This is a genomic window from Rhizobium sp. NXC14 (genome assembly GCF_002117485.1).
GTDB lineage: Bacteria > Pseudomonadota > Alphaproteobacteria > Rhizobiales > Rhizobiaceae > Rhizobium.
On sequence record NZ_CP021030.1, the window covers coordinates 184,883 to 202,477 of the forward strand.

16 protein-coding genes and 1 tRNA gene are annotated in these 17,595 nt (G+C 60.4%); 9 read left to right on the forward strand and 8 right to left on the reverse strand.

Annotated features, from left to right (window positions below):
* Positions 1–15: 15 nt before the first annotated feature.
* From dapB to mepA, 5 genes are all read right to left on the reverse strand, one after another.
* Positions 16–840 carry a 4-hydroxy-tetrahydrodipicolinate reductase gene (gene dapB / locus NXC14_RS00890; protein WP_085776560.1) on the reverse strand — a complete coding sequence of 275 codons (825 nt, stop codon included), beginning with the start codon at positions 838–840 and terminating at the stop codon, positions 16–18.
* 15 nt (positions 841–855) lie between these two features.
* On the reverse strand, positions 856–2,643 hold the full coding sequence (locus NXC14_RS00895; RefSeq protein WP_085776561.1) for an ABC transporter ATP-binding protein: 1,788 nt from the start codon (positions 2,641–2,643) through the stop codon (positions 856–858).
* A gap of 123 nt (positions 2,644–2,766) precedes the next feature.
* On the reverse strand, positions 2,767–3,792 hold the full coding sequence (locus NXC14_RS00900) for a glucokinase (protein ID WP_085776562.1): 1,026 nt from the start codon (positions 3,790–3,792) through the stop codon (positions 2,767–2,769).
* A gap of 17 nt (positions 3,793–3,809) precedes the next feature.
* On the reverse strand, positions 3,810–4,190 hold the full coding sequence (locus NXC14_RS00905; protein ID WP_085776563.1) for a methylglyoxal synthase: 381 nt from the start codon (positions 4,188–4,190) through the stop codon (positions 3,810–3,812).
* Positions 4,191–4,276: 86 nt separating this feature from the next.
* The gene (gene mepA, locus NXC14_RS00910) at positions 4,277–5,350 is read right to left on the reverse strand and encodes a penicillin-insensitive murein endopeptidase (RefSeq protein ID WP_085776564.1); all 1,074 of its coding nucleotides are present in this window, start codon (positions 5,348–5,350) and stop codon (positions 4,277–4,279) included.
* Between the two features lie 254 nt (positions 5,351–5,604).
* Here mepA and NXC14_RS00915 point away from each other — a divergent pair, with 254 nt between their 5' ends.
* The 7 genes from NXC14_RS00915 (at position 5,605) to pncB (ending at position 14,759) form a co-directional block, all read left to right on the forward strand.
* Positions 5,605–7,437, forward strand: coding sequence for an extracellular solute-binding protein (locus NXC14_RS00915; protein ID WP_085776565.1), 1,833 nt, complete (start codon positions 5,605–5,607; stop codon positions 7,435–7,437).
* A 150-nt stretch (positions 7,438–7,587) separates the two neighbouring features.
* Positions 7,588–8,676 (forward strand): microcin C ABC transporter permease YejB, encoded by a 1,089-nt coding sequence (locus NXC14_RS00920; protein ID WP_085776566.1) that lies wholly within the window; start codon positions 7,588–7,590, stop codon positions 8,674–8,676.
* Positions 8,676–9,824 (forward strand): ABC transporter permease, encoded by a 1,149-nt coding sequence (locus NXC14_RS00925; protein ID WP_085776567.1) that lies wholly within the window; start codon positions 8,676–8,678, stop codon positions 9,822–9,824. Before NXC14_RS00920 ends, NXC14_RS00925 begins: the two co-directional genes overlap by 1 nt.
* Positions 9,821–11,458: an ABC transporter ATP-binding protein gene (locus tag NXC14_RS00930; RefSeq protein ID WP_085776568.1), complete on the forward strand. Its 1,638-nt coding sequence runs from the start codon at positions 9,821–9,823 to the stop codon at positions 11,456–11,458. Before NXC14_RS00925 ends, NXC14_RS00930 begins: the two co-directional genes overlap by 4 nt.
* A gap of 8 nt (positions 11,459–11,466) precedes the next feature.
* Positions 11,467–12,426 (forward strand): glyoxylate/hydroxypyruvate reductase A, encoded by a 960-nt coding sequence (locus NXC14_RS00935; protein ID WP_085776569.1) that lies wholly within the window; start codon positions 11,467–11,469, stop codon positions 12,424–12,426.
* A 500-nt stretch (positions 12,427–12,926) separates the two neighbouring features.
* Complete coding sequence (locus NXC14_RS00950) at positions 12,927–13,286, forward strand: hypothetical protein (protein ID WP_085776570.1); 360 nt, start codon at positions 12,927–12,929, stop codon at positions 13,284–13,286.
* Between the two features lie 168 nt (positions 13,287–13,454).
* Positions 13,455–14,759, forward strand: a complete 1,305-nt coding sequence (pncB, locus tag NXC14_RS00955) for a nicotinate phosphoribosyltransferase (RefSeq protein ID WP_085776571.1) — start codon at positions 13,455–13,457, stop codon at positions 14,757–14,759.
* Here pncB and NXC14_RS00960 read toward each other — a convergent pair.
* Together NXC14_RS00960 and NXC14_RS00965 are read right to left on the reverse strand one after the other, a co-directional pair.
* Positions 14,741–14,980: a CrpP-related protein gene (locus tag NXC14_RS00960; protein WP_085779920.1), complete on the reverse strand. Its 240-nt coding sequence runs from the start codon at positions 14,978–14,980 to the stop codon at positions 14,741–14,743. The two genes, pncB and NXC14_RS00960, sit on opposite strands and share 19 nt — an antisense overlap.
* Positions 14,981–15,337: 357 nt before the next feature.
* Positions 15,338–15,547, reverse strand: a complete 210-nt coding sequence (locus NXC14_RS00965) for a KTSC domain-containing protein (protein WP_085776572.1) — start codon at positions 15,545–15,547, stop codon at positions 15,338–15,340.
* Between the two features lie 221 nt (positions 15,548–15,768).
* On the opposite strand from NXC14_RS00965, the gene NXC14_RS00970 reads away from it, so the two are divergent.
* Positions 15,769–16,485, forward strand: coding sequence for a hypothetical protein (locus tag NXC14_RS00970; protein WP_085779921.1), 717 nt, complete (start codon positions 15,769–15,771; stop codon positions 16,483–16,485).
* 272 nt (positions 16,486–16,757) lie between these two features.
* On the opposite strand, the gene NXC14_RS00975 is transcribed toward NXC14_RS00970, so the two are convergent.
* Positions 16,758–16,847, reverse strand: a tRNA-Ser gene (locus tag NXC14_RS00975).
* Positions 16,848–17,074: 227 nt separating this feature from the next.
* Here NXC14_RS00975 and NXC14_RS00980 point away from each other — a divergent pair.
* Positions 17,075–17,392, forward strand: a complete 318-nt coding sequence (locus tag NXC14_RS00980) for a hypothetical protein (protein ID WP_085776573.1) — start codon at positions 17,075–17,077, stop codon at positions 17,390–17,392.
* The last annotated feature ends 203 nt before the right edge of the window (positions 17,393–17,595 follow it).

Here is a 17,595-nt window from a genome sequence, read left to right on the forward strand (position 1 = left end):
GCCTCCGTAGTATCCTTATTGGGAAGAAAGCCCGAGCACGTCGAGCATGGAATAGAGACCCGGCTTATTGTCGCGCGCCCAGAGCGCGGCTTTGATGGCGCCGCGCGCGAAGATAGAACGGTCGGCCGCGCTGTGCGACAGGGTGACGATTTCGCCTTCTCCGGCGAAAAGCACGGAATGCTCGCCTATGACCGAGCCGCCCCGCAGCGTCGCAAAACCGATCGTGCCCGCCTCGCGGGCGCCGGTATGGCCGTCGCGCACCCTGACCGATTTCGAAGCGAGGTCGATGTTGCGCCCCTTGGCCGCGGCCTCGCCGAGGAGGAGGGCGGTGCCGGAAGGCGCGTCCACCTTGTGCTTGTGGTGCATTTCCAGGATCTCGATATCCCAGTCGGCGGGCTCGAGCGCCCGCGCGGCCTGCCGGGTCAGCACGCTCAGCAGATTGACGCCGAGGCTCATATTGCCCGACTTGACGATGCGGGCATGGCGGGCCGCGGCGGCGATATTCGCGTTGTCCTCGCTCGAGCAGCCCGTCGTACCGACAACATGAACGATGCGGGCCTGAGCGGCGAGACCGGAAAACTCCACCGTGGCGGCAGGCGCGGTGAAGTCGACTACGCCTTCGGCATGAAGGAAGGCCTGGAGCGGGTCGTCGCCGATGATGACGCCGGTCGGCCCGAGTCCGGCAATCTCACCGGCATCCTTGCCGACGAATGGGGAGCCGGCGCGCTCGATCGCGGCATGCAGCGTCACGCCTTCGATCGAATGAATCAGCCGGATCAGCGTCTGCCCCATGCGTCCAGCTGCGCCGACCACCACCAGTTTCATCGCAGCATCGCTCATGTCAGTCTCGCCATGTTAGTATGAATCCGAGGCCGAGGGCCTCTGCAGGTTGTTGAGGCGAGCGTAAAGACCGTCGCTGACCTTCGCAAGCGTCTCATGATTGCCCTCCTCGACGACCCGGCCCTGCTGCATGACGACGATCTTGTCGGCGCGCACCACGGTCGAAAGTCGATGGGCAATGACAACGACGGTGCGTCCGGTCATCGCCTCCTCGAGCGCCTTCTGCACGGCGGCCTCGGATTCGGTGTCGAGGGCGGAGGTCGCTTCGTCGAGCAGCAGGATCGGCGCGTTGCGCACCAAAGCGCGGGCGATCGAAAGCCGCTGGCGTTGGCCGCCCGAAAGCGTCACGCCGTTTTCGCCGACAGGGGTATCGTAGCCCTGCGGCTGCGCTGAGATGAAGTCATGCGCATAGGCCAGCCGGGCCGCCCCTTCCACGTCGGCATCGGTCGCTTCCGGCCGGCCGTAGCGGATATTGTCGCGGATCGTGCCCTCGAACAGGTAGGGCTGCTGCGAGACATAGGCGAGCTGGTGGCGCAGCGACTTCTTGGTGACGTGGGCAATATCCTGTCCGTCGATCAGGATTTCGCCTTCGCGCGGATCGTAGAAGCGCGGAATGAGGCTGATGACGGTGGATTTGCCCGCACCCGAAGGGCCGACGAGCGCCGTGGTCGCCCCGCCCTCGGCAACAAAGCTCACGTTGTTCAGCACGCTTTCATTGCCGTAGGCAAAGGAAACATTGCGGAATTCAATGCGCGCCTGTGTCACCGTCAACGGCCGGGCATCCGCCAGATCGCGCTGGCGCGGCTCCATGTCGAGCAATTCGTAGATCATCCGCGCATTGACGACGGCGCGTTCCATCTGCACCTGCAGGCGGGCAAGGCGGCGGGCCGGGTCATAGGCAAGCAGCAGGGCCGTTACGAAGGAGAAGAAGGCGCCCGGGGCGACATTGTAATAGATCGAGCGATAGGCGGCATAGGCGAGCACGCTGGCGACGGCAAAGCCTGCGAAGCTCTCCGTCAGCGGCGAGGTTCGCTCGGAAAGCCGGGCAATCCGGTTCGCCCGGTTTTCGGCGGCCGTGATGAGCTTGTTGACCTTGTTCTCCAGTTCCTCTTCCATCGTAAAGGCTTTGACGATGGCAATACCTTGGATCGTCTCCTGCATGGCCCCCAGCACGTGGCTGTTCAGATGCACGGCCTCACGGGTCGCCGAGCGAAGACGTTTGGAAACATAACGCAGTGCATAGAGCAGCGGCGGCGCCATGACGAACACGGCGAGGCTGAGCAGCGGGTCCTGCAGGACCATCACGCCGATCAACGAAACGAAAGTCAGGAGGTCGCGCACCGTCGAGGTGATCGTCAGGTTGAGCACGTCACGGATGCCGCTGACGTTCTGGCTCACCTGCGCTGCGATGTGAGCCGAGCGTGCCTCGCTGAAAAAGCCCACGGAAAGCGTCATCAGATGCGCATAGAGGCGGCGCTGATAGCGGGCGACGATATTGTTGCCGACCTTGGAAAGCGCCACAGCTTGGCCATAGCTGGCAAAGCCGCGCAGCACGAAGGCGACGAAGATCGAAAGACAGATGATCCAGACGACATCGGCGCGGCGGTTGGCGAAGGCTTCGTCGATGATCGCCCGCATGATCCAGGCGGTGAATGCCGTCGAAAGCGCCACGACCACGAGGCAGGCGATCGCGAAGACATAACCCCAGAGATGGTCGCGGCCGTTTTCAGCGATGATGCGCTTCAGGATGCCGGTTACGGTATCGCTGCTGACGCTCTGCTTTCTGCTTTCCACGGCTTCCAAATATCAAGCTTCCTGTCCGAGAATGGGCGCGTCGTGGACGTGGCGCGCACCGTGGCCGGCTCTATAAAGAGTTGGGACTGGTTTGGCTAGAGCGCGGCGCATCCCGAGGGACGCGCGCTAGGCTCAGCGCCGCCAGCGGCGGCCTTCCGTCGATACCCCGAAATTAGCAGGCATGCGCGCATAGGACGAAAGCCCTGCGAGCGCCGCCAGCGGATGGGTCACGACATAGGTGGGGATCGTGCGAAGCAGCGCGCTATGCGGCGCCTTGTCCTCGAAAGCCTGGCGGAATTCCGGTTTCTTCAGCGCCGGGAGGATCTTTTGCGAGATGCCGCCGGAGAGGTAGACGCCGCCGCGCGCCATGAACACCATCGCCATGTCGCCTGCCACGCGGCCGAGATAGGTGGCAAACAGCGAAACGGTCTCAACGGCCGCCTTGTCGCTAACCGCCAGCGCGTGCGAGGTGATCTCGGCCGGATCCTTCATCGTCGGCTGGATGCCGTCTGCCACGCAGATGGCGTTGTAGAGATTGACGAGGCCGCGTCCGCAGAGGATCTGTTCGGCCGAAACACGGCCTTCGATGGTCTCGACATGCGGAAAGATCTCATAATCGCGCTTGCTGCGCGGCCCGAGATCGATATGGCCGCCTTCGCCGGGAACCGGGATCCAAGTATGCTGGGCATGCACAAGCCCGCCGACGCCGAGGCCGGTACCGGGACCGAGCACAACGCGCGAGGCGACCATATCGCCGCTGGCGCTGCCGATGCGTTCGCGGTTTTCATCCGATAGGGCGGCAATCGCCAGCGCCTGCGCCTCGAAATCGTTGACGACGAGCACATCCTCGATGCCGAGGCCCTCGATCATCGTCTTCGGCCGCACCACCCAGTCGCAATTGGTCAGGGGGATCTCATCGTCGTTGATCGGGCCGGCGACAGCGAGGATCGCCGAGCGCGGCTGCACCGCCGTCTTGTCGAGCACGCCCTTCTGGATCGCTTCGTCGATCGTGGCGAAATCCGCCGTGCGCACGTTCGGAAACTGTTTCGGCTCGGCATAGGCATCGCTGAGGATAGAGAAGCGGGCATTGGTGCCGCCGATATCGCCGATCAGGATCGGGAAGGGAAGCGGAGCGGTGCTGTGGCTGGGTTTGGGCATGGCCGGTTCCGTGCTGATCAGGCTTCGAGGGTGGGTAGGAGCTTTATAGCGGTCGCGAGGTTGAGCGCCATCGGAATGTCGTAGACGATGGCGAGCCGCATCAGCGCCTTCACGTCGACATCATGCGGCATCGGCGTCAGCGGGTCGACGAAGAAAATCAGCGCGTCGACTTCGCCGGTCGAGATCAGCGCGCCGATCTGCTGGTCGCCGCCGAGCGGCCCGCTTTTCAGCCTGATGACGTCGAGATCGGGAGCAGCATCGAGCACCCGACCGCCGGTGGTACCCGTCGCGACGATCTTCCAGTGTGAAAGAAGGTCCTGATTGGCGCGGGCGAAAGCCGCCATGTCGTCCTTCTTCTGGTCATGCGCGATCAGCGCAAGGCATTTGCTGCCGGCCATGAAGTGAATCTCCGCCCCAACAATTCAATCGATTTGATCGCTTTATACCAAGTGTTTGCGATTTGAAAGACAGCGCCTCTGCCCCTTCATTGGACCGCCGGCTTGTCGTTTGGCAACGGGCCGACATCCGGCAACCCCTCGTCGTCATCAGCCGGCGCGGCTGCCGGAACGGCGGCGAGCGCGCTTGCAGCGGAAGGCCCGCCATAGGTGGCGGCTTGCATCGAAGCGACGGAAGCGGCATCGAGCACAGCGGCGCAGGCCTTCGGCAGGTCGGACACCATCATCTCACGCGGCGGCTTCGGCGGCTTGGCGCCGGGTTTGGGCGGTTTCGGTGGCGCCCAAGGCGCCGGTGTGAACCAATAGGCGAGCGACTTGTCGCAGCCGTCTCCGGCGGGCACCGGGGCTTGCGGCGTACATCCGGCAGCACCGGGCGGGCATTTGATGCGGATGTGGAAATGCGAGTCATGGCCGTATATCGGCCGGAGCTTACCAAGGTTGGTACGGTCGCCGGTCCAGGTGTCACACATCTTCTTCTTGATCGCCGGATTGACGAAGATGCGCTCCACTTCGGGATAGCTCGCCGCCAGCATCAGGAGCCGCGCCCGCGATTCCGTCCATACCTTCGGGTTGACGGTGAGGAACTTGTCCTTCTGCAGCATGCTTGTGAAGGGCAGGTCCTCGCGCTCCTCAGCCGTCATGCGGCGCGCCGGCATCGGGGTGAACCAGATATCGGCATCGAGGCCGATCTGGTGCGAGGAATGACCGTTGAGCATCGGCCCGCCGCGCGGCTGGGCGACATCGCCGACGAGGATGCCCGGCCAGCCGGCATATTTGACCGCATCCTGCGAAAACCGTTCCAGGAGCGCAATCATCGCCGGGTTGCCCCAGCGGCGATTGCGCGAAAGCCGCATCGCCTGCCAGGTCGGCCCGTCGGTCGGCAGCGCCACCGCGCCGGTCATGCAGCCCTTTGCATAAAAGCCGATCGGCTGCGCCGGCCCCTGCGTCGGCAGGCTGACGCCTGCGAACAGCGCCTTGGCGCTGCCTGGGCTTGGCGTCTTCTGCTCGGCGCCGACGTCGCCGGCCGCAAGGCCGGCACCGATCGCGCCGGCAATTGCCAGTTTGCCGAATGTCCTGAAAGCTTGAGCGAAGCCGAATGCCATGCTGTTCCCTTGAGCCGCTGCTGAAGTGATTTGCGTTCGAATCTATCGTGAAAAGCGATTTTGGTGAATCGATGATTTGGCGGACGGATGCAGCACGAGCCGGTGACGGATCGCCGCGGCGCCCAAGCACTGGCGTTCCTGACGGGAACTGGCGGCTCAAAATTTCGCGAGCCGGCCAAAAACCAAACTCTCTCCTGTTTTTCGCCCCTATTTCTCGTATTGTCTAATCGCTCAATATTCAGGGGAATGCGTGAATGGCGACTTTGTGGTCGAAAATCGGTCTGTTTCTATCGCTTGCGGGTGCTTTGACGCCTTTGACGGCAATGGGTGAAGAGCAGCCGTTTCAGATCGGAAGCTCGGTCATCAGCGAAATGAAATACAAGCCGGGCTTTGCTCATTTCGACTACGTCAATCCAAATGCCCCAAAGGGCGGAGATCTGCGCCTTTCCGCGAGCGGCGCCTTCGACACCTTTAATCCGCTCCTTGCAAAAGGTCAGACGGCGGTAGGCCTGACGCTGGTATTCGACACGTTGATGAAGCCCGCCGATGACGAGCTGCTTGTGTCCTACGGCCTGCTCGCCGAAGGACTGTCCTTTCCCGCAGACGTTTCGCGTGCGACCTTTCGCCTGCGCAAAGAGGCGAAATGGGCGGACGGGCAGCCGGTGACGCCCGAAGATGTCATTTTCAGCCTGGATAAGACCAAGGAGCACAATCCCGCCACCGCAAACTACTATCGCCACGTGGTAAAGGCCGAAAAGACCGGCGATCGCGACGTCACCTTCACTTTCGACGAGAAGAACAACCGCGAGCTTCCGAATATTCTCGGCCAGTTGGTCGTTGTGCCGAAACATTGGTGGGAGGGGCAGGGACCGGACGGCAAGCCGCGCGACATCTCAAAGACGACGCTCGAACCAGTGATGGGTTCAGGGCCCTACAAGATCGCGTCCTTCTCGCCCGGAGCGACGATCCGTTATGAACTGCGTGACGACTATTGGGGCAAGGATCTCAATGTGAATGTCGGCCAGAACAATTTCCGCAACGTCATCTACACCTATTTCGGTGATCGGGACGTCGAATTCGAAGCCTTTCGCGCCGGCAACAGCGACTTTTGGCAGGAGACGACGGCTGCCCGCTGGGCGACGGGATATGATTTCCCCGCCGTCAAGGAAGGTCGCCTCAAGAAGGAAGAGGTTGCAAATCCGCTGCGCTCCACCGGCATTCTGCAGGCTCTGGTACCCAATATGCGGCGTGACCTCTTTAAGGACGAGCGCGTCCGCGAGGCACTGAATTACGGTTTCGATTTCGAGGAGCTGAACCGCACGGTTGCCTTCAACAGCTACAAGCGCATCGACAGTTATTTCTGGAACACCGAGCTCGCCTCCTCCGGCCTGCCCCAGGGTCGTGAACTGGAAATACTGCAGAGCATGAAGGACAAGGTTCCGCCGGAGGTTTTCACGACACCCTATGCCAATCCCGTTGGCGGTGATCCGCAGAAAAGCCGCGACAACCTCCGAAAGGCGATTGCTCTTCTGAAAGAAGCCGGCTGGGAGCTGAAGGGCAATCGCATGGTCAATACCAAGACCGGCCAGCCAATGAGTTTCGAGATATTATTGTCGAGCCCCATGTTGGAGCGCTGGGCAGTGCCTTATGCCAGCAATCTCAAGAAAATCGGCATTGATGCGCGAGTTCGGACAGTCGACGCTTCGCAAGCTGTCAACCGCGAACGCAGCTTTGACTTCGATATGATCTGGAATGTCTGGGCGGAGACAATGAATCCGGGCAACGAGCAAGCCGACTATTGGGGATCCGGCTCTGTCAACCAGCAGGGTTCTCGCAACTACGCGGGCATCGCCAATCCAGCCGTCGATGAGCTCATCCGCATGATTATCTTCGCGCCGAACCGCGATGAACAGGTCGCTGCGATCAAGGCAATGGACCGAGTCTTGCTCGCAAACCATTACGTCATCCCCCTGTTCTACCGCGATACCGTTAATATCGCCTATTGGAACACAGTAACGCATCCTGCCGAGTTCCCGGCCTACAGCCTTGGCTTCCCCGATGCCTGGTGGTCGACCTCGGCAAAATGAGCGGGCTTGCAATACTGGGGCACTGGGCTCCAAATGGCACGAGCGAATCACGAAAAGCCGGCGGGGCCGGCAAGGGAAGGCTGGCGGATTGAGCGGCATTGGACTGAACGGCGTGCAGACAAGAAATACTTTCCCGGAGGCTGAAGGCTGATGGGCGCCTATGTCATTCGCCGCCTGCTTTTGATGATACCGACCATTATCGGCATCATGGCGATTTCCTTCATCGTCGTGCAATTTGCCCCCGGCGGCCCGGTCGAGCAGGTGATTGCCCAGCTGACCGGCCAGGCGGACAGCGCCGATCAGCGCCTGTCCGGCGGCGGAGATCTGCTAGGTGGCGGCGGCAGCGACGAAGGCTCGAAATATCGCGGCGCCCAGGGGCTCGATCCGGAGCTGATCGCCAAGCTCGAAAAACAGTTCGGCTTCGACAAGCCGCCGTTGACGCGCTTTGGCGAGATGATGTGGAATTACATCCGCTTCGATTTCGGCGAGAGCTTCTTCCGCAATACCTCCGTGCTCGACCTCATCAAGGAGAAACTGCCGGTGTCGATCTCGCTCGGCATCTGGATCCTGATCTTCTCTTATGCGATTTCCATCCCGCTCGGCATTCGCAAAGCGGTCAGGGACGGGTCGACCTTCGACGTCTGGACCTCGGGCGTCATCGTCGTCGGTTATGCCGTTCCGAGCTTCCTCTTCGGCATCCTGCTGATCGTGCTTTTCGCCGGCGGCTCTTTCTACGACTGGTTCCCACTGCGCGGCCTCGTTTCCGACAATTTCGGTGAGCTCGCCTGGTGGCAGAAACCGCTCGATTATTTCTGGCACCTCACCCTGCCGCTGATCTCGCTTTCACTCGCCGCCTTCGCCACCACGACGCTTCTGACCAAGAATTCCTTCATCGAGGAGATCAAGAAGCAATATGTCGTTACAGCCCGCGCCAAGGGTCTGAATGAGCGGCAGGTGCTTTACGGCCATGTTTTCCGCAACGCCATGCTGATCATCATCGCCGGTTTTCCCGGTGCCTTCATCTCCGCTTTCTTCACTGGCTCGCTGCTGATCGAGAACATCTTTTCGCTCGATGGCCTCGGCCGCCTCGGCTATCTCTCGGTGGTCAACCGCGATTATCCGATCGTCTTCGCGACACTCTATATCTTCTCGCTACTCGGTCTTTTCGTCAGCCTGATCTCAGACCTGATCTATACCTGGATCGATCCGCGCATCGATTTCGAGCGGAGGGATGTCTGATGGACGCCGCCGCAAATCCTGCCACCGCAAACCCGGTCAAACCGCCGCGCAAGGGGCTGCTGTCGCCGACCAATATCCGTCGGTGGAAGAATTTCCGGGCGAACGGCCGCGGCTATTGGTCGTTGTGGCTTTTCCTGCTGCTGTTCGTGCTGAGCCTTTTCGCGGAATTCCTCGCCAACGACCGGCCGATCATCGCCTCCTATAAGGGCGAGATCCTGTTTCCGGTGTTGATCGACTATCCCGAGGAGAAATTCGGCGGCTTCCTCGCCGAAACCGACTACCGCTCGTCGGTGATAGCAGATGAGATCAATGCCAATGGCTGGATGATCTGGCCGCCGATCCATTATTCCTACCGCTCGGTCAACTCGAACATTCCGCATTCGGCTCCGACTCCCCCCTTCTGGCTGATGACCAAAGAGGAGCGTTGCTCAGGTTATCCGCAAGGCGCGAACGATCCCGGCTGCACGCTCGGCAATCTCAACTGGCTCGGCACCGATGACCAGGCGCGTGACGTGCTGGCGCGCGTTATCTACGGCTTCCGCATATCGGTGCTGTTCGGCCTGGCGTTGACCATCTGCTCGGCGATTATCGGCGTCACGGCAGGGGCGGTGCAGGGCTATTTCGGCGGCCTGACCGATCTCTTGCTGCAGCGCTTCATCGAGATCTGGTCGTCGATGCCGGTGCTTTATATCCTGCTCATTATCGCCGCCATCCTGCCGCCCGGCTTCTTCGTGCTGCTCGGAATCATGCTGCTCTTCTCCTGGGTCAGCTTTGTCGGCGTCGTGCGCGCAGAGTTCCTGCGCGCCCGCAATTTCGAATATGTCCGCGCCGCGCGTGCGCTCGGCGTCAACAACCGCACCATCATGTGGCGCCACCTGCTGCCGAACGCCATGGTGGCGACGCTCACCTTTCTGCCCTTCATTCTCTCAGGCTCGATCACGACGCTGACGTCGCTCGATTTCCTCGGCTTCGGCATGCCGCCCGGCTCCCCTTCGCTCGGCGAAATGATCGCCCAGGGCAAGACCAACCTGCAGGCGCCTTGGCTCGGGCTGACGGCCTTCTTCACCATGTCGATCATGCTTTCTCTTTTGATCTTCATCGGCGAAGCCGTGCGCGACGCCTTCGATCCGAGGAAGACGTTTCAATGAGTGACATGACAGAACCACTCCTTTCCGTCCGCGATCTCTCGGTTGCCTTTCATCAGGGCGGCGAAACGTCGATTGCCGTCGATCGGATCTCCTTCGATATCGCCAAGGGCGAAGTCGTGGCGCTCGTCGGCGAATCCGGCTCCGGCAAATCGGTCTCGGCCAACTCGATCCTGCGGCTTCTGCCTTATCCCTCGGCAAGCCACCCCTCCGGGGAAATCCTGTTCAAGGGCAAGGACCTTCTGAAGGCATCGGAGCGGGCGCTGCGCGAGGTGCGCGGCAACGACATCACCATGATCTTCCAGGAGCCGATGACCTCGCTCAATCCGCTTCATACGATCGAGAAGCAGATCGCCGAGATCCTCGCCCTGCACCAGGGGCTCATCGGACAGCCGGCGCGCGCGCGGGTGCTGGAACTGTTGAACCAGGTCGGCATCCGCGAGCCCGAGAAGCGGTTGAAGGCCTATCCGCACGAACTCTCCGGGGGTCAGCGCCAGCGTGTCATGATCGCCATGGCGCTCGCCAACCGGCCGGAACTGCTGATCGCCGACGAGCCGACCACGGCCCTCGACGTCACCGTACAGGCGCAGATCCTCGAGCTTCTCCGGCAATTGAAGGCGGCACACGGCATGTCGCTGCTGTTCATCACCCATGATCTCGGCATCGTGCGCAAATTCGCCGACCGCGTCTGCGTCATGACCAAGGGGCGAATCGTCGAGACCGGGACTGTCGAAGAGGTCTTCGCCAGTCCGAAGCATGAATACACCCGCCATCTTCTTGCCTCGGAACCGCGCGGCGAGCCGCCGCTCGCCGATCCGTCGAAGCCGGTGGTGATGGAAGGCTCGGATATCCGTGTCTGGTTCCCGATCAAGGCGGGGCTGATGCGCCGCGTCGTCGATCATGTGAAGGCGGTCGACGGCATCGATCTTTCGCTGCGCGCCGGCCAGACGCTCGGCGTCGTCGGCGAATCCGGCTCCGGCAAGACCACACTGGGCCTGGCGCTCACCCGGCTGATCTCTTCGCAGGGACGGATCGCCTTCGTTGGCAAGGATATAGCCGGCTATTCGTTCAGCGAAATGCGGCCGTTGCGTAACCAGCTGCAGATCGTCTTTCAGGATCCCTACGGTTCGCTCAGCCCCCGCATGTCGGTCGGCGATATCATTGCCGAAGGGCTGAAGGTGCATGAGCGCGCCTTGAGCGCCGAGGAGCGCGACCAGCGTGTCTGCTGGGCGCTGGAGGAGGTAGGCCTCGATCCGCTGACCCGCTGGCGCTATCCGCATGAATTTTCAGGCGGCCAGCGGCAGCGCATCGCCATAGCTCGCGCCATGGTGCTGAAGCCCCGTTTCGTCATGCTCGACGAGCCGACATCCGCGCTCGACATGAGCGTGCAGGCGCAGGTGGTCGACCTGTTGCGCGATCTGCAGAAGAAGCACGACCTCGCCTATCTCTTCATCAGCCACGACCTGAAGGTGGTGAAGGCGCTCGCCAACGACGTCATCGTCATGCGTTTCGGCAAGGTGGTGGAGCAGGGACCGTCCGCGGAAATCTTCCGCGCGCCGAAGGACGATTACACCAAGGCACTCATGGCGGCCGCCTTCAACATTGAGGCGGTGCCGACGCCCGCCGTGCAGCAGTAAAGAAGATCATGTCAGTTCGTCCTCCCGTCCTCGTCGATATCAAGTTCAACCCCGAAGGTGTCGCCCGCGTCCTGAAAACGGCCTTTGCCGACCGCGGCAGCATCAATCTGGCCGATCCCGCCAATCGCGAGCGTGATTTCAGCGAAACGGAATACGCGCTTCTCTGGAAGCCGGATGCCGATCTCTTTCGACGCGCGCCGAACCTCAAGGTGATCTTCTCGGGTGGTGCCGGCGTCGATCACATCATCGGTATGGCCGGCTTGCCTGACGTTCCGATTGTCCGTTTCGTCGACCGCAGCCTGACCACCCGCATGAGCGAATGGATCGTCATGCAGTGCCTGATGCATCTGCGCGGTCAATATGCCCATGACGTCAAGCAGCGGCGGCGCGAATGGGCCAAATTGATTGCGCCGGAAGCGGCGGAGGTGACCATCGGCGTCATGGGACTCGGCATTCTGGGCCTGGATGCGGTCGCCAAGCTGAAAGTGATGGGTTTCAACGTCATCGGCTGGTCGCGCACCCGCAAAACAATTGAGGGCGTCGAGACATTCGACGCGGGCGAATTGGACCGGTTTGTTGCCAAAACCGACATTCTGGTCGGCCTGCTGCCGCTGACGCCTGAGACGACCGGCTTCTATAATAGCGGACTATTTAAGAAGCTCCGCCGCGACGGTGCGCTCGGACAGCCGGTCTTCATCAATGCCGGGCGCGGCAAGAGCCAGATCGAGACCGACATCGTCTCGGCCATCAGGGAAGGGACCCTCGGCGGCGCTTCTCTCGACGTTTTCGAAGTGGAGCCGCTCGCCGCCGACAGCCCGTTGTGGGAATTGGAGAATGTGTTCATCACCCCGCATGACGCGGCGGTCTCCGAAGAGAACGCGCTGTTCCGCCATGTCGAGATGCAGATCGCCCGTTTTGAACGCGGCGAGCCGCTGCAGTTCGTGATCGATCGTGCCGCCGGTTATTAGAGCCTTTCCGGATTAGCTTGAAGCATTCTGCTGGCGCAAGTTTGCGTCAGGGCAAAGGCGATTGGCGAAGGGCATACCCCCAGGTACGTCCGAGCCGATCGCCTTTGATCCTGGCGGAAAGATGCCCGGCCCACCGGCCCGCACCGCTTCGCGGTGGCGAAGCGATAAGTGCGTCCGGCGATTCTGAAGTCTTGCAGATTTGCCAGGCAAATCTGCGGGAGGGTTGGCTCAAACGGAGCCGGATGGTCGACCGGCCGGCTTGGCCGTAGAACTGGGCTACGACACGCGCCGGCCGGTCGACCATCCGGCTCCGTTTGAGCCAACAGAATGCTTCAATCTAACCCGGAAAGGCTCTAAGCGGCATCTCGCGCCAAAGCTGCGGCGGTTTGGCTATTTCAAGATCGCGGCACGCTTGAGCCCGGAACCTTCCAGACGGCCACCCGTTTTCCTTGCGAAGTTCTTTGCGGCCAGATCGGCCGCCAAGGCAGCGGAAGGAGACGATGATGGCGCATCAGACCGAAACACGCTGGGAAAAATCCGACGGAAAGCTTCACAAGGAACAGCAAATCCCGCCGGTCAAGGCAAAGCAGGGGCGTATGGGTTACCGTATCCTGACCGTGCTGCTCGTGGCGCTGATCCTTGCCTTCGTGGTCTGGATTCCAGTCGAGATCTGGGGCCGCCGCGAGGCGAACGAGGTGGCGCCGCAGCAGCCCGGCCAACAGCTCCAGCAGCAGCAATCCGACGCAGCACCCGCGCCGACGATGCAGAATGGCAATGCGGGTCCAACCGAGACGCCGGCAACGGCGCCTGCCCCTAGCGCGCCTGCGGCACCGACCCAGCCTGCGGCACCGGCCCAATAGGCCTTTGGCAGACGATCTCCCGCATCCCGCCGCCACGCTGCGGCGGGATGTTTATGTTTTGTCTGGACTTTCTCTGCCGATTTTTCGATAAGAAGGCGCACGAGCCGGTTTCGTGCGCCGGCCCGGAACTTGGCAGCACCTGACCGGAGTGGACAGGGCAGGAATCTCATGGCCAAGACCGATATCGCGAGACGCGTCTACAATCACGCCTGGAAACTCGACCCGATCATCCGCAGCCTGATCGATACCGACTTCTATAAGCTGCTGATGCTCCAGATGATCTGGAAGCTCTATCCTGATGTGAACGCCTCCTTCACCCTCATCAACCGCACCAAGCGCGTGCATCTCGCCGAAGAGATCGATGAAGGCGAACTACGCGAACAGCTCGACCACGCCCGCACGCTGCGGCTCTCCAAGAAGGAGATGATATGGCTGGCGGGTAATAGTTTCTACGGCCGCGCGCAGATCTTCGAGCCGGAATTCCTTGCCTGGCTGTCCAACTTCCAACTTCCCGAATACGAGCTATCGAAGAAGGAGGGGCAATATGTGCTGGACTTCCATGGGTCCTGGAAGGAAACCACCATGTGGGAGATCCCGGCGCTTGCCATCGTCAACGAGCTGCGTTCGCGCTCGGCGATGAGGGCGCTCGGTCCCTTTACCCTCGATGTGCTCTATGCGCGTGCCAAGGCAAAGATGTGGTCGAAGGTAGAACGGCTGAAGGAATTGCCGGGCCTGCGCATCTCCGATTTCGGCACTCGCCGCCGTCACAGTTTTCTCTGGCAGCGCTGGTGCGTCGAGGCGCTGAAGGAAGGTATCGGTCCGGCCTTCACCGGCACCAGCAATGTCTTGCTGGCGATGGATTCCGATCTCGAGGCGGTCGGCACCAATGCCCACGAGCTGCCGATGGTGGCAGCCGCCCTGGCGCAAACCGATGAGCAGCTGCGCAACGCCCCTTACAAAATCCTGCGCGACTGGAACAAGCTCTATGGCGGCAACCTGCTGATCGTCCTGCCGGACGCCTTCGGCACCGCGGCCTTCCTGCGCGACGCCCCCGAATGGGTCGCCGACTGGACCGGCTTCCGTCCGGACAGCGCGCCGCCGATCGAAGGCGGTGAAAAGATCATCGACTGGTGGAAGAAGATGGGCCGCGATCCGCGCCAGAAGTTGTTGATCTTTTCCGACGGCCTCGATGTCGACGCCATCATCGATACCTACCGGCATTTCGAAGGCCGCGTGCGCATGAGCTTCGGCTGGGGCACCAACCTGACGAATGATTTTGCCGGCTGTGCGCCGACGGAAATCTCAGGCCTCAATCCGATCTCGATCGTCTGCAAGGTCAGCGACGCCAACGGCCGCCCGGCGGTGAAACTCTCCGACAACCCGCAGAAGGCGACGGGCGAGCCGGCCGAAGTCGAACGCTACCTGAAATTCTTCGGCGCCGAAGATAGGGTCGATCAGACCGTCCTGGTATAGGCTCGAGGTGAAGCGCGGCCATCACGGGGTACCTCGATGTGCCCCGCCATCGCATCCTCGATCGACCAGCCGAAGCGCCAGGCGTCGAACATCGAATACCATTCCTGAAAATCGGTGATCGGCAGCACATCCGGCTTCGACATCGGATTGTCGGCCAGGCTGCGGCCACGAGCACGGTCGCGCACGCCGCGCTCCTGCATCTCAAGCAGATTCTCGAACATCATGACCCCGGCCTCCCGTTCCATGGGTTTATGCAATCATGCTAATGAAGCATTGTCGAGTCCGGATGTGAGCATTCCGGTTTTTCACAGGATTAGCCCCAATTGGCTATTTCGAGGCGATTACAGCCCGACGTCGGATCGATCCGGCGAAACGGATGGGGTGACGGGGAGGCTCGGCTTCCTGGCTGGGGTCCGCCACCAAGCCTCCCGGCTGACCGAATCTCTGAAAGCGGCAGCACTGATAGAGTGCCGCTTTCTGCTCGGGCTGATCCAACTGTGATGAAGGCGAGAGTTAACCGGGGATTAATATCCACCGGCACTGTCTCAATCCGACGCAATCCGGCCGGGCCGACGGTGTCAGGCAGCCAGTCTGCGAAACCGCGTCCTGATCCGGTCGAGATAATAATGTCCGGGAGACGACGCCGCCGTCATCGCATGGGCTTCCGAAGAGGGCACGCCTTCGAACAGACGCTCCTCGCCGTTCTTGAAGCAAATCCTCAGCCGCCCGTCTTCCTGGCTGAAATAGACGGATTTGATGATCTTCGACTGTACCGAAAGTTCTTCCACCTGTTTTACCTCTGTTTTTTGGTTTGGCAGACCCTAAACCCAAACGTGCAAAGACGCGGTGAATTCGCATGGTAAAAAAACAGGAATCTTGCGGTGTGCTGTCAACCTCCGACATATTCCTGGTTCCCCAGCACGTTTGATGACCGTCCCGCATTTGACAGCCGTATATTTTGATGACGATATCTTCGACTCAGCAGCGACGGCGGATGGCAGGGGTGATAATGCTACGTGAAACGATTTCCTTCATAAGATATAATTTATTTCTCGTTTGTTTATTTGTCACAATAAGCTGCGGAATAATATTATTTTCAGAGTACAACGAAAGTAGTGGTGTTGGTTCTACTCAGTTCTTTATTGCGTTATATACAGGATTTTGTGTCCAAAATGCGATATTGAGCGGAACCGGGCGAGTGCAACTCAACCGGGGCATGGCCGGGTTTGGCAGCTACATCTGGAAAAATATTCTTATCCTGCTTGTCGTAATAGGTATCGGAATCGGCGTTCCTCTTGCATTCGGCGCTGTTTCTTTCTCGAGGGGGCTGTTCGCAATTTTCTATCCGTTGCTCCTCGCTCTTGTCGGAACTTGGCCGACTGCTGGAATAGCGGGCTCAACTAGCGGGCTTGCAGAGGCCTTTGCCGGGGGGCGGCGTAATTTCCTTCCAACCTTTTTGCGCCTGTTTGCGGGGATGATTCTTCCTCCCATTGTTTCGTTTCTATTGATAGCCATAGCGGCGTCGATGTCATACGAAGCGGATGCTGTCTTTCAGGGTGGTAAAATAAGCCTCATTACATTGGCGCTCCTTATTGTTTCGCAAAGCACGCAGACATTTGGAATCTGCTATGCCTCCACGGTTCTGGCTCACAAATTTCAGATGTCCGAAGGAGGACCTCAAGCGGGGACAGTCCCAGCGACAAACGTCTCGGAGATATTCGAATAGAGTCTGGCTATCATCACGCTGATCCCTTCGTCGGCAGCATCGGCGACCGTACAACTACATAGGTTCGGCTGCTCAAGTGCCTGCCAACTTCCGGTCTGGTGTCGATCAGGCCGTGGTTGGGAGGGAATGGGTCTCTTCCGACGCCCAGCTACGGGTAGTTCATCGCGGTGGATGTCGGCGGGCACGCAGTCTCGGCTGCACCGCATGCAATTGGATTCTCGCGAGACTTGACGGCCTGCTAAAGAGAAAGCAGCAACGGTTTTTAACGAAAATGGCGGACAGAGAGGGATTCGAACCCTCGGTACGCTTTCACGTACACACGCGTTCCAGGCGTGCGCCTTAAACCACTCGGCCACCTGTCCTTTGGCGTTCGCGCCCGGATAGGAGCAAATCGTCGGAACGGCGCGATATATACCGATGAATTTTTGCCGATCAACCCAAATCTAACAGTTTTTTGACTTCTTCCGATAAAACTCCGCTCGGCCCATCCCATTGTGCTTCACCTCAGCGATGACTATGTAATTCTCAAGGTGGAGAATGGCGCGGGCTCGCCGGAATTGTCCGGCATATCGAAGCGTCGGAGGGATTGATGCGTTTCCTGTTGCGTCTGGCGAGTCTTGTCGCACTTGCGGCAGCCGTTATTGCCGGGACCATCGATTCGATCCAATCGGTTGCCGCCTCCGCCGTGATCATGACGCCGATGTCGGATGCCTGGCAGGATGTGAGCCCGGACACACTGACGTCGCTGCAATCCGCGCTTTCCTACTATATCCACCCGCGCTTCTATGCCTTCATCTTTCAGTGGCTGATGCTCCAGCCGGCCTTTGCGGTTTTTCTTGTGATCGCGCTGCTTCTTTGGATGGTCGGCTACAAGAAGCCGCCGGTGGCCGGCCGTTTTACGGCATAGGCAAGTTGGTCTTGCCGCTGCGGCTCGGCCGAAGATTCGGTCGCCGCCGGTCTTTCCGTGACCCCGACATGGCTGTCGGATTGCCGGGAAATTTTGCATCCCGGCAGCGGAAATGTCCAAAAATCAGCCCGAGAGAACTGATTTTCAGCAATCGCTGCAAATCTTTACCGCCTGAAAAATTTCTGGTGAATTTTTCTGTGAGC